The 13078-nt window shown below is 32.8% G+C and carries 12 protein-coding genes; 4 read left to right on the forward strand and 8 right to left on the reverse strand.

Going from position 1 to position 13078, the window contains the following annotated elements; translation table 11 throughout:
- Positions 1-21 precede the first annotated feature (21 nt).
- Positions 22-372, reverse strand: coding sequence for a hypothetical protein (locus A8975_RS01450; protein WP_131506281.1), 351 nt, complete (start codon positions 370-372; stop codon positions 22-24).
- Complete coding sequence (locus A8975_RS01455) at positions 353-904, reverse strand: GNAT family N-acetyltransferase (protein ID WP_134198422.1); 552 nt, start codon at positions 902-904, stop codon at positions 353-355. The genes A8975_RS01450 and A8975_RS01455 overlap by 20 nt, the downstream gene beginning before the upstream one ends.
- Positions 905-1121: 217 nt before the next feature.
- On the opposite strand from A8975_RS01455, the gene A8975_RS01460 reads away from it, so the two are divergent.
- Entirely contained in the window at positions 1122-1454 is a 333-nt protein-coding gene (locus A8975_RS01460; protein WP_129759649.1) for a single-stranded DNA-binding protein, read from the forward strand.
- A gap of 56 nt (positions 1455-1510) precedes the next feature.
- Here the strand turns inward: A8975_RS01460 and A8975_RS01465 are convergent, their stop codons facing one another.
- The 5 genes from A8975_RS01465 to A8975_RS01485 form a co-directional block, all read right to left on the reverse strand.
- Positions 1511-3292 carry a ribonucleoside-diphosphate reductase subunit alpha gene (locus A8975_RS01465; RefSeq protein ID WP_131506279.1) on the reverse strand — a complete coding sequence of 594 codons (1782 nt, stop codon included), beginning with the start codon at positions 3290-3292 and terminating at the stop codon, positions 1511-1513.
- A gap of 21 nt (positions 3293-3313) precedes the next feature.
- Positions 3314-4588: a ribonucleotide-diphosphate reductase subunit beta gene (locus tag A8975_RS01470; RefSeq protein WP_129759644.1), complete on the reverse strand. Its 1275-nt coding sequence runs from the start codon at positions 4586-4588 to the stop codon at positions 3314-3316.
- A 508-nt stretch (positions 4589-5096) separates the two neighbouring features.
- On the reverse strand, positions 5097-5615 hold the full coding sequence (locus A8975_RS01475; RefSeq protein ID WP_129759643.1) for a ferritin: 519 nt from the start codon (positions 5613-5615) through the stop codon (positions 5097-5099).
- 72 nt (positions 5616-5687) lie between these two features.
- On the reverse strand, positions 5688-6017 hold the full coding sequence (locus tag A8975_RS01480; protein ID WP_134198423.1) for a DMT family transporter: 330 nt from the start codon (positions 6015-6017) through the stop codon (positions 5688-5690).
- Entirely contained in the window at positions 6014-8140 is a 2127-nt protein-coding gene (locus tag A8975_RS01485; RefSeq protein ID WP_134198424.1) for a Tex family protein, read from the reverse strand. Before A8975_RS01485 ends, A8975_RS01480 begins: the two co-directional genes overlap by 4 nt.
- Before the next feature lie 119 nt (positions 8141-8259).
- On the opposite strand from A8975_RS01485, the gene A8975_RS01490 reads away from it, so the two are divergent.
- From A8975_RS01490 to A8975_RS01500, 3 genes are read left to right on the forward strand one after another with little or no spacing between them, the layout of a single operon-like run.
- On the forward strand, positions 8260-9267 hold the full coding sequence (locus tag A8975_RS01490) for a hypothetical protein (RefSeq protein WP_134198425.1): 1008 nt from the start codon (positions 8260-8262) through the stop codon (positions 9265-9267).
- 7 nt (positions 9268-9274) lie between these two features.
- The gene (locus A8975_RS01495; protein WP_134198426.1) at positions 9275-10288 is read left to right on the forward strand and encodes a hypothetical protein; all 1014 of its coding nucleotides are present in this window, start codon (positions 9275-9277) and stop codon (positions 10286-10288) included.
- Between the two features lie 21 nt (positions 10289-10309).
- On the forward strand, positions 10310-10930 hold the full coding sequence (locus tag A8975_RS01500; protein ID WP_134198427.1) for a hypothetical protein: 621 nt from the start codon (positions 10310-10312) through the stop codon (positions 10928-10930).
- A gap of 61 nt (positions 10931-10991) precedes the next feature.
- Here A8975_RS01500 and metG read toward each other — a convergent pair whose 3' ends face one another.
- Positions 10992-13064 carry a methionine--tRNA ligase gene (metG, locus tag A8975_RS01505; RefSeq protein ID WP_134198428.1) on the reverse strand — a complete coding sequence of 691 codons (2073 nt, stop codon included), beginning with the start codon at positions 13062-13064 and terminating at the stop codon, positions 10992-10994.
- Between the last annotated feature and the right edge of the window lie 14 nt (positions 13065-13078).

The following is a 13078-nucleotide window of genomic DNA, read 5'->3' on the forward strand; positions in this document are numbered from 1 at the left end:
ATTTACTTTAAATGTTACAGTTTAACTTTCTCGCTTTACCAGTGCGTAATAGTCGCCTTCAATAGGTAAGTAGCCTTGGTCGTAAACAAAGTAATAAACAGTACCTGCTTTGGTTGTATAAATACTTGTTATGTAATTAAAGTCAAACCCTTTTTCAATAAGTTTTGCTCTAGAGGTTTTAGTTTTTTGCTCAGGGTTTAATGCTTCAAGAATTCTGTAGTTTTTTCTAAGTCGGTTGTTGGTGTTTCGTATTAAGTTTTTACTGTCTTTATTCACTCTGTTATTATATGAATTCCGACAAGCATCGCTACAGAATTTTTTATCAATTCTGCCAACTATTTTCTCACCACATTCAGGACAAGTTTTTTTCATAATCGTTTAGTTTTAATTCATACCAAGAAGCTCTTTCGCCTTCACAATCAAAATCTTCAATATGTTGTAATCCAATTTTTTGAAGCACTTTATTTGAGCCAATATTATCTGTAAGAGCAACTCCTACAATGGTTTCGTATTGTTTTACTTTAAAACCATAATCTAATGCAACAATAGCCGATTCGGTTGCGTAACCTTTTCCCCAATATCGAGGAATAAACCGATAACCAATATCATAAAAATCTTGTTTTCCGTTTAAAGAATCTTTTTCACCTGTATTAAGTTTTAACCCTGACCAACCTATAAAATCTCCTGTAGATTTTTCAATAGCAGCCCAACGACCAATTCCTCTTTCTTCGTATTGTTTTATAATGTTTTGTATTATTTTTTCTGAATCATATTTAGTCTTTACAGGTTTATTGCCCAAGTATTTGTGGACTATTGGGTTAGAATCTAATTCAAACATACCTTCAATATCAGTAGGTAATATCTCTCTTAGAATTAAACGTTCAGTTTCTAATAATGCTTTCATTTATAAGTGATTATTAATAGCGATTTAGCTTGTATACAATATACAAATTATTCGTTTACAAACGACTACAAACATTTACAAACGAATTTAAACAGTTAATAACCGAATAAATTTTGGTGTCTGTTTCATATTTGCAGTGTCGAATTAATACTGGATGCACTTCAGTAACATAAGAACTCGATAGTATTAACTGTTTAACATTTAAAAAATTAAAATTATGAACACGCTTAGAAACAAAGTACAGTTGATTGGTAGATTAGGACAAGATCCTGAAATTGTAAATTTTGATGATGGTAATAAAATTGCCAAGTTTTCTTTAGCTACAGATGATAGCTACAAAGACAAAAACGGAAACAAAGTAGAACGCGCTTACTGGCACAACATTATTGTTCGTGGTGGTCTAGTAAAAGTAGTAGAGAATTATATTTCTAAAGGACAAGAAATTGCGGTTGAAGGGAAACTTACCAATCGCTCTTGGGAAGACAAAGAAGGTAAAAAACACTATACTACTGAAATAGTTTGTAATGAACTTTTGATGTTGAGTAAATAATCTTAAAATAAAAAAACCGCTCATTCGAGCGGTTTTTTTATTATTCAATAATGTGATTAAGCCTCACAGCTTGTACACTCTTTTTTCTGTTTGAATTTTTGTGCAGCATTCATACTGTGTTGGTAGTACAATGATTTTAAACCAAGTTTCCAAGCTGTAACATGAATGTTGTTTATTTCTTTTACAGGCATTTCAGGATGTACAATAATGTTTACAGATTGTCCTTGATCTATAAATTCTTGTCTTGCTGATGCTTGATAAACTACATCTAATTGGTCAATTTCAGAGTACGTTTTAAAGACGTTTTTTTCTTGCTCTGTTAAAAACTCTAAATGTTGTACAGAACCATCCATATCTCTAATGCTTCTCCAAACTTCGGTTGTGTTTTGTCCTTTTTCTTCTAATAAATTTTCCAAGAAAGGATTCTTTATTGTTGTTTTTATTTTAGCAATATCTTTCACATAAATATTTGACCATATTGGCTCAATACCTTGAGATACTTGTCCTAAAATAAACGCCGAAGATGTTGTAGGCGCTACAGCGTTTAATGTTGTGTTTCTACGACCGTAACCTTTTAATACTTTAGGCTCTCCAAATTTCACAGCCAACTCTTCTGAAGCTTTGTATGAACGCTCTTTTATAGTTTTAAAGATTTCACGGTTTAAGTTAAATGCTTCTTGACTATCAAAGGCATGCATTCTAGACTGTAATAACGAGTGCCATCCTAAAACACCTAATCCTAAAGCACGGTTTTCTTTTGCAAAGTTGTAAGCACGCTCCATAAACAAGAATGTTTGACGGTCGTCTCTGTTATCAGAATCACGATATACTTCTAGTTTTTCAATGAATTCTGTTATTACAGCATCCAAGAAGTAAATCATAGTCTCTACTGCATCTGTGCTTTTCCACTTATCGTAGTGTAATACATTTATACTAGAAAGTACACATACAAACGACCAATCATCGTTTGATGGTAACATAATTTCAGTACATAAGTTACTTGCGTGTATGCTATGGTTTTTATCTTTATAAACTTCTGGTTTACCATTGTTAGCATTGTCTGTAAAGAATACATAAGGGTAGCCCATTTCGCCACGACTTTGTAATACTTTTGCCCAAATAGTACGTTTTTCAACATCACCAGCAATCATTTCTTCCATCCACTTATTGGTAACTGTTACACCATGTGTTAATTGCTGTATTGGGTTACCTTCAGTGCCTATTTCTAAAAACTCTTTAATATCTGGATGCTCAATTGGTAAATATGGAGAAAAACGACCACGACGTACAGAACCTTGACTAACCACATCAACCATAGACTCAAACAACTGCATAATATGAACTGCACCAGATGCTTGCCCATTGTTTTTTACAGGAGCTCCTCTATGACGAATTTTACCAAAAAACCCAGAAGTACCACCACCTAATTTTGACATCATACCAACTTCTGACTGTGTGTAAAGAATATTACCCATGTCATCATCAATATGAGAACCAAAACAGCTTATTGGTAAACCACGTTCTTTACCAAAGTTAGACCAAACTGGAGACGCTAAAGAGAAAAACCCTTCAGACATATAGTGATAAAACTTATCTGCATATCCAGGAATTTGAAGAATATGTTCTGCGCGTTCAGCAATTTCTCTAATACGTTGCTTGGGCGTTACACCTTCGGTTAAGTATCCTGATTCTAAAAACTGTTGACTGTATTCATTTAACCACTCAAATCCTTCTTCCTTTTTCGTGTTGGTTAAAAATTCTTTTCGGGCATTTACTAGTTCATCAGTTGTGTTTTTTTGATCTTGTAGTTGCGGCTGGTGTATTGTTTTGTTCTCCATAGGTTATAAAAAATAGTCTGGTTAAAATAAGTCGTCGCTTGTTATACTTTGTGTTCTTTTACTGTAATTGATAGAGCGTTTTACAAAGAAATCGCCATGTTTTGTACCAATAATCTCGTCATCAAACCATTCGGTTTGTGTAAGTAATGTTTCGTCTATATCAAATACTTTTTCAATACCAATGCTTTCTAAAGATTTATTGAAACGGTTTTTAATAAACTCGTTTACAACTGCTTTTGGTAAGAAATCTAATTCGCCTTCTTCAAAAATCCAATCTACAATCTTGCTTTCAGCAACATAGGCTTCTTTACACATATCTTGAATCATGGTATTGTAGCTTGCATCAAACCACTCTGGGTGCTCATCTTTGATAATATTGATGATATCTATACCAAAATCTCCATGAATTTGCTCTTCTTTTGATGTTGCTTCAACTACGTTAGAGATACCTTTAAGCATATTTTTATGCTTGTTAAATGCCATAATGATTAAGAATTGAGAGAATAAAGACACGTGCTCAATAAATAATGAGAACAATAATACAGACTCTGCATATTCTTGATTGTTTTCACTTTTAGCGTTTTTTAATGCAGTTTCTAAATACTGCACACGCTTCATGATTACTGGTTTTTTCTTTAGCTCTTCAAATTCTTTGTTTAGTCCTAAAATTTCAAGAAGGTGCGAGTATGCATCAGCATGTCTTACTTCACTTTCTGCAAATGTTGAACCTACAGATCCTATTTCAGGCTTTGGCATTCTATGGTAAATATCTCCCCAAAACGTTTTTACTGCAATCTCAATTTGAGAAATTGCAAGCATCGTATTTTTTATAGCAGATTTTTCTACTTCAGAAAGATTTGATTTGAAATCTTGTATATCACTTGTGAAATTAAACTCGGTATGTATCCAATATGAATGACGAATTGCTGGAACATATTCGTATAATTGAGGATACTCGTAAGGTTTTAAGTTTACACGTTTTTCAAAAATGTTACTCTTACGACTTAAAGCTTGTTTGTTTCTGTATAAAATGTAAGCTTTTGCAACATCGTGAAAAGAACTTTCCATTAATTTATCTTCTACAACATCTTGCACTTCCTCAACCGTAGGTAAATAATCTTTATCCTGATTTTTCCTTTGTAACAATACGTCATAAACGTTATTTGCTATAAGTTGAGCGTCTCCAAATTCTCCATTTTCAACCGCTTTCATTGCCTTTAAAATAGCGTTTGTGATTTTGCTTAATTCAAAAGGTTTCTGGCTAAAATTTCTTTTAGTAATGTGTAAAATTTCCATAAGTAATAACGAATTATAGTGTATCTAATAAGATAATGTAAAAGTGATAAATTATTCTAAATGAAATGAAATGTGTTAAATATTCTTCTTAACAATTTATCAACATAAAGATATTTTTTGCTGTTTATAAAAGGAAAGTAAAGCAGATTTTTTTAGACAAAAATTAGTGTTTCGTTAGTTACAATAAGGTGTGAAATGTTATTTTGAATTAAGTAGAATTAGAAATAAAAAAAGCCTCATTATTATTATGAGGCTTTTATGCAACTTTTTTAAGTAAATCAAAGCAAGGACATTTGCCACAACGCTTGTTTTCACTTTTTTTATATTTTTCACAACATTTGCTTTTTACCTTGTTAGCATTAATAATACCTGCTTTATGTAAGGTTTTTAAAGCTTTTTTCTGTTGTTTCTTTTCTTTTTTCTTCTTGCCCAACGGTTACTAACTTGTAGAATATGAGGCAAAAATAAATTATTTTAATTAATTCTAAATAAAATTAACTGTTAAAAATTATTCAGGACTTTCAGAAGCAGCTGTGCTTATTGTTATTTGTTGAATATCTCTGTCAAATAAGTACAAGCCACCTTTATCGTCTCCTATCATATTTATTTTATCAAGAATTGTACGAGCCATTGCTTCTTCTTCTATTTGTTCGCTTACATACCATTGTAAGAAGTTGTGAGTAGAATAGTCTTTTTCTTGTAACGCAATATGCACTAACTCATTAATGCTTTCTGATACAAATACTTCGTGTTCAAATAGTTTTTCAAACATTTCCTTAAACGATTTAAAGGTTACATTTGGTGCATTTAAGGCTGATACATGAGCGTGTCCACCACGTTCGTTTACATATCTAACTAGTTTAAGCATATGAGCACGTTCTTCATCAGATTGTGAGTACATAAAACCAGCAACTCCTTCAAGTCCTTTTACTTCAGCCCAACAAGCCATAGCTAAATAGATTTGAGAAGATTCGGCTTCAACTCTAATTTGATCATTTAACGCTTTTTCTATTTTTTTTGATAACATAATGTCTTTCTTTTTACGTAAAGTTAAGCATTTTTAAGCGTTAAAGATGTTAGAATAATTTTAAATTAGAACTTAATGTTGAGACACAAATTTTAGTCCAACAATAGAGATAATTAAGGTTGAAATAAAAAAGACACGCCAAAAATTAGCAGGTTCATTAAACACAAAAATGCCTACTAAAACCGTACCTACAGCTCCAATACCTGTCCAAACCGCATAAGCAGTTCCAATTGGCAACGTTTCGGTAGCTTTTATTAATAGCCACATGCTAATGGCTAAACAAAATAAAAAGCCTAAAAACCAATAGGTAGACGTGTTTCCAGAGGTTTCTTTTACTTTTCCTAAACAAAAGGCAAAGGCAACTTCAAATAATCCTGCAATAATTAAAATAACCCAATTCATGATTTATGTAGTTTTAATTGAATGCGCTTACGCGGAATATCAACCTCCAAGACTTTTACAATGACCTGTTCGTGCAAACTAATATGTGCACTAACATCACTTACAAAACCATCTGATAAGTTTGAAATATGAATTAAGCCGCTTTCTTTAATTCCAATATCAACAAAAGCTCCAAAATTGGTTACATTATTAACAATTCCAGGAAGCAATTGACCTTCTTGCACATCATTGATGGTTTTTATATTTTGATTAAAGGTAAACACTTTGGCTCGTTCTCTAATATCTAATCCTGGTTTTTCAAGTTCTTTTACGATGTCTTTAAGTGTTGGCAAACCAACTGTGTCTGTACAATAAGGTTTTAAATCAATACCATTTAAAACGGCAGAATTTCCTATAAGCTCTGAAACACGTTTTCCTTCATTTTTTGCAATAGCTTTTACAATACTATAGCTTTCAGGATGCACAGCAGAATCGTCTAATGGATTTTTTGCATCTTTAATTCTTAAGAATGCTGATCCTTGTTCAAAAGCTTTATCTCCTAAACGAGGTACATTTTTTAAGTCGGTTCTTGCTGAAAATGCACCATGTTCATCACGATAACTCACAATGTTTTCGGCTAATTTAGGACCAATTCCAGACACATAACTCAACAAACTTTTACTTGCGGTATTTAGATTAACACCAACAGCATTCACGCAACTTTCTACAACCGTATCTAGTTCGGTTTTTAGCTTGGTTTGATCAACATCATGCTGATATTGACCAACACCAATAGATTTTGCGTCAATCTTAACCAACTCTGCCAACGGATCTTGCAAACGACGACCAATAGAAACTGCACCTCTTACCGTAACATCGTAATTAGGAAACTCGTCTCTAGCAATTTTTGAAGCCGAATAAATACTAGCTCCTGCTTCACTTACCACAAATACTTGAATATCATTTTTAAAACGAATACGTCTGATAAGTGATTCTGTTTCGCGCGAAGCGGTTCCGTTTCCAATAGCAATAGCTTCAATTTTATAAGCTTCAGCAAGTGTGCTTATTTTTTTTATTGCACCTGTGCTATCGTTTTTAGGTGCATGCGGATAAATGGTTTCATTGTGTTTAAGTTGCCCTTGCGCATCTAAACACACTACTTTACAACCGGTTCTAAAACCAGGATCTATAGCTAAAATTCGCTTTTCTCCTAATGGTGAACCCAACAACAATTGTTTTAGGTTTTTGGCAAAAACAGTTATCGCAGCTTCATCGGCTTTTTCTTTAGCCTTTTGTAACGCTTCATTGCTCAATGATGGTAACAACAATCGTTTGTACGCATCTTTTATAGCGATCTCAATTTGATCAGAACATTCATTGTCAGATTTTATAATACGTTGTGCTATTTTATCTAAAGCACGTTCATCATCAATTTCAATTTTCACACGAATAAAACCTTCGTTTTCGGCACGTAAAATGGCTAACAAACGATGTGAAGGAATACGACTCAACGACTCGCTCCAATCAAAATAATCTCGGAATTTTTGAGCATCTTCTTCATCAGCTTTCTTTTTTACAACTTTGGTTGCAATGGTTGAAAAACGTTCTAATTGATAACGAATATTGTTTCTTACATCAGTACGTTCATTAATCCATTCGGCAATAATATGTCGCGCGCTTTCTAGAGCATCATCAACCGAACCAACAGCATCTTTTACATATTTATAAGCAATGCTTTCAATATCGTGAGCGTTTTGACTCATTATGATTTTAGCTAAAGGTTCTAATCCGTTAGCTTTAGCAGTATCTGCTTTTGTTTTTCGGCTTTTTTTGTATGGCAAGTAAATGTCTTCAAGTGTTGTAATATCTTGAGCGTTGTTTACTTTTTGTTCTAATTCTGACGTTAAAACATCTTGCTCTTCAAGTGCTTTTAAAATAGCCGCTTTGCGTTTTTCAAGCGCCTCAAAGAGTTCTTTGTATTTTACAATATCACCTATTTGAACTTCGTCCAGATTTCCTGTAGCTTCTTTTCTGTAACGCGAAATAAACGGAACAGTACACGCATCGTTAAGCAAGCTAATGGTGTTTTTTACAGATACTTCTGGAAGGTTAGTGTTTTTGGTAATATATGAGAGTAGAGACATAAAATGACTTTCTTTTTTGTAGGCTGTAAAAATATAAAAGATAATGATAGAAGTAGGGCAAATGTCGTATTGTAACAAATAAGTTGAGCATATATTTTTACAGATTATATACAAAAATTATGGTACTTAAACACATTTTGCTGACTTTCAGCTTTTTTTTAATCTCTTTAAATCATCTGCAAGCGCAATCGCTACCAAAAGTTACTACTCAAGATTATGGGTTTTTACAACCTGTTAATATAGTAGAAACTGTTAGCTATAATCTTGATAAAGAACCAATAGAGAAATCAACGTATCAATTCAGTAAGGATGGATTTATAGACAATTATCACATTCAGAATTTAAAAAATAATACGTGGTCAACATCAAAAAGCACTTATAAAAAAGGTAAGCTACATAAACGTGTTTTTGAGTTTAGTAATTCAAAAGAAAACAGAAAACATACGTACAAATACAATGGAGAAGGGCAGCTTGTGGAAGAAACCATTAAGTTGAAAAATGGTAGTAGTCATAATACATTTAGCTACCAAAACGGGTTACTATACCAAACGACATCTATAGAAAACAACACAGTCACTACATATTATTACTCTAATAAAGGGAAACTTTATAAAGCTATTAGAACTCAAAAGAATGAAAATCAAACAGAGATAACTACCAACTACTATTATCTTGAAAATAAAGAAATTACTTCGTACGTATCACCTAAACAACGTTTTGAAGTGACTTCTTATTTAGAGAATTTTATACTAAAGTTTGATTTAAGTGACAACGAAAATGCAACCGAAAGACTCATGAAAGGTATGCAACGATTTGACAAAGAAGCGCCTTTAGATAATTTACCTTTTAATTTAGAGCAATATTCAAATCAAACCACACAGTTTTATGGAAAACACAAGGATAAACTAACACTTACACAAGTATTGTTGTTTGATTATAAAACCGATGCGCAAGGAAATAAAATTGCTTATGCCGAAGCTGATATCGATTTAAACACAAATACTATTGCAGGTATTAGATTTTATAAAACAACCTTATCTAATGGAGAAGTTATAGGTAATACCAAATATGATGATGAAGTACAAGCAAAGTTTGAAGATATGTTGTCGGCTATAAATTCGTTTTAATAAGCTTATGGTACCTCAAAATCAATATGAAATTAAGCCACTAACGTTGCAAGACAGAAAAATGCTCAGGCGACAATTTTTGTTTTTAATTGCATTTGGTGTTTTTGTTGGAGCTATTTTTTTCTTCATTTTTAAATTTGTGTTGCCAACTGGTGAAATGGGATATATTCCTGTTTTTGTTTTTACTGCTTTTGCTCTAATTTTTGGAGCCTTTATATTCTACTTTTTCTGGGGAACTTATATCGATTTAAAAAAAGGAATAAAACAATGTTATACAGGTATTGTTAATGATAAGCGGGTAAACAAACACACATCATCTTCTGCCAGACATAATAGAAGTGGTGGTTCTCATGCCTATGGTTCTTCACGTAAAAGTACTCAAACCTACTATTACATTAGTATAGAAAACATAGAGCACAGTGTGTCTTACAAGCAGTATTCCCAAGCTAAATTAGGTGATAAAGTTTCTATCGAAATTAGCCCTAAAAAGAAGGAAGTTTTAGACTTTAAGGTTTTAGAAAAAAATAATGACACAACAACCTTGTCTCATCATACAATAAGTAAAAAGCGTTACGAACGTGTTGAGAAGTCTTTACCTATGACAATTAAAGAGATTGAATTAGTCAAAAAAATGTTTTTTAAAACGATTAGAAAAGACCTAATGTATCTTATCCCAATAATTATTCTACTATTTGTACTTTGGAAAGGCATATTCATATTTCTAATTCCGTTAATTATTGCATTTATATACTATTCATTTAAACTGTTGATTAAGTACAATAGATATGCAAAATTTAATCGTAATGGTTATTTAAAAACGGTTACTAAGGTTCAAGTGATTGATAAATTGAAAGCAACGTCTAATAGAAACTCTACAAAATTTCAAATTGAAACTAATCACGGAAATATTAATGTTTCAGAGCATATTTATAATCAAGTGCAGGCTTCTCAAGTCATAAATTTACACAAAGCCTCATTTATAGATCTATTGTTTGAAGTGAGTTTTGATTATGGCAATTAACCATCCAGAAAAATAAACCCAATGAATAGCTTTTCATCTCTTATAGACAAACCACTTAAACATTATTCCCAATGGGATTTTTTAGTATTTATTTTGCTTACTGCTTTATCCGTTTGGAGTGGGCAAACTACAGTGTTTTATGTTATTTATTTTTTTTGGTGGAATGAACTTATTAGAATTATCGTTGACAGAATTTGCTTTAAGCATAACAAAAATGCGGTGAATATAAGTCAAGGAAAAACATCGGTATTCGGTTCCTTTATCCAAATGGGTGTGTATTTTGTGTTTATAGTGGTATTTTTTGCATTTATGGCCAATTGGAACAATGATACGCTTATATTAATTAACATGAGAATTTTATTTTTCAAAAATTGGTTTTTTAACATTAACCTAGTGTTTGTGGCTGTAGAACGTATACTGTTACATAGCACTCAGCAGCCTTTAAAAGTAAGTTTTGGAAACTTTACACCTAACATGCTTATCCTTCATGTGTCAATAATATTAGGTGTTGTTTTAATGCTTTTTGTGGTTAGAAATTTCCCTGAAACTTTCACACCCAATAATTTATGGGGTTCGGTAATTATTATTTTACCTTTTTTGCTTATAAGAGCATTTGCACTTCGTTTTAAATTGACATCCTAACTGAAAATAAAAAACCTCATAGCATAAGACTATGAGGTTTGTAATCTGTTATTAGGTGTAATTAACTTATCTGTAAACCGTTCGCAACGTCTTGGTTGGCATCAGGATTTACAAACACCAATTTACCTTCAGGACTTTCGGTCATTAAAATCATACCTTCGCTTTCAACACCACGTAATTTTCTTGGTGCTAAATTCACTAAAACGGTAACGCGTTTTCCTATGACTTCTTCAGCAGTAAAACTTTCAGCAATACCAGAAACTATGGTTCTAGTGTCAATACCTGTATCAACTTTTAAGACTAAAAGCTTTTTGGCTTTCGGCATTTTTTCGGCTTCAATAATCGTTCCTACACGTAAATCTAACTTTGTAAAATCATCAAAAGTGATTTCTTCTTTTTGAGGTTCGGCTGCTTTATTGGCAGCTTCATTAGCCTTTTTACTCGCTTCTAGTTTATCTAATTGCGCTTGAATGTCTTTATCTTCAATTTTATTGAATAACAATTCAGCTTTTCCTATTTGATGTCCTGCAGGAAGCAAAATATCTTTAGTTGAAATGTCTTCCCAAGAAGATTCCGTATCAAGTGCGGAATGAGAAAGGATAGATTTTAATTTTTCTGAAGTAAACGGTAAAAACGGTTCGCTTATAGTTGCTAAAGCCGACGCTATTTGTAGTGCTACAAACATAATTGTTTTTGTACGAGCTTCATCTTCTTTAATGACTTTCCAAGGTTCTTCATCAGCTAAATATTTGTTACCCAATCTTGCTAAATTCATCAATTCCTGACTTGCCTCACGAAAACGGTAACGCTCAATAGAACTTGCAATAACATCTGGATAAGCTTTTACAGCAGCAAGTGTTTCTTCGTCAACTTGAGAATAGTCGCTTGGTTCTGGAACAATACCATTGTAATACTTGTTGGTTAAAACAACAACACGGTTTATAAAGTTTCCAAAAATGGCTACCAACTCGTTATTGTTTCTTGCCTGGAAATCTTTCCAAGTAAAATCGTTGTCTTTGGTTTCTGGTGCATTGGCTGTTAATGCATAACGCAAAACATCTTGCTTATCAGGAAAATCCTCTAAATATTCTGGCAACCAAACTGCCCAGTTTTTAGACGTAGATAATTTATTGCCTTCTAAATTTAAAAACTCGTTAGCAGGTACATTATCTGGTAAAATATATGAGCCTTCTGCTTTTAGCATACTTGGGAAGATGATACAGTGAAACACAATGTTATCTTTTCCTATGAAGTGAACCAATTTGGTGTTTTCGTCTTTCCAATATGGTTCCCAATCTTTTCCTTCGCGTTCAGCCCATTCTTTGGTTGCCGAAATGTAACCAATTGGCGCATCAAACCAAACATAAAGTACCTTGCCTTCGCCACCTTCAACAGGAACAGGAATTCCCCAATCTAAATCACGTGTTACAGCACGAGGTCGTAAACCATCGTCAATCCAAGATTTTACTTGTCCGTAAACATTAGGTTTCCAATCTTTTTTATGACCTTTTAAAATCCATTCTTTTAAAAACTCTTCGTGCTTATCTAAAGGCAAAAACCAGTGTTTTGTTTCTTTTAGGGTTGGAGCATTGCCAGTAATAGCCGATTTTGGGTTAATTAAATCGGTAGCATTATGGCTGGTACCACATTTTTCACATTGATCGCCATAAGCTTCTTCATTACCACATTTTGGGCAGGTTCCAATCACAAAACGATCTGCCAAAAACTGTTTAGCTTCTTCATCATATAACTGCTCGGTAACTTCTTCAATAAACTCACTTTTTTTATAAAGTTCCAAGAAAAACTCTGAAGCCGTTTCATGGTGAATTTGCGCTGATGTTCTTGAGTAATTATCGAAAGTAATTCCAAAATCTTCAAAAGATTTTTTAATAATGGCATGATATTTATCAACGACATCTTGAGGTGATACACCTTCTTTTTTTGCTTTTATAGTGATAGGGACACCATGCTCATCGCTACCGCAAACAAAGGCCACATCGTTTCCTGTTAAACGTAAGTAACGAGCATAAATATCAGCAGGTACGTAAACACCTGCTAAATGCCCAATATGAATTGGACCGTTTGTGTAAGGTAATGCTGCTGTGATTGTATATCGTTTAGGATTTGTTGACATATCAAGGTTTAATT

It is taken from the genome of Meridianimaribacter flavus (assembly GCF_004366715.1).
Lineage (GTDB): Bacteria > Bacteroidota > Bacteroidia > Flavobacteriales > Flavobacteriaceae > Gaetbulibacter_B > Gaetbulibacter_B jejuensis.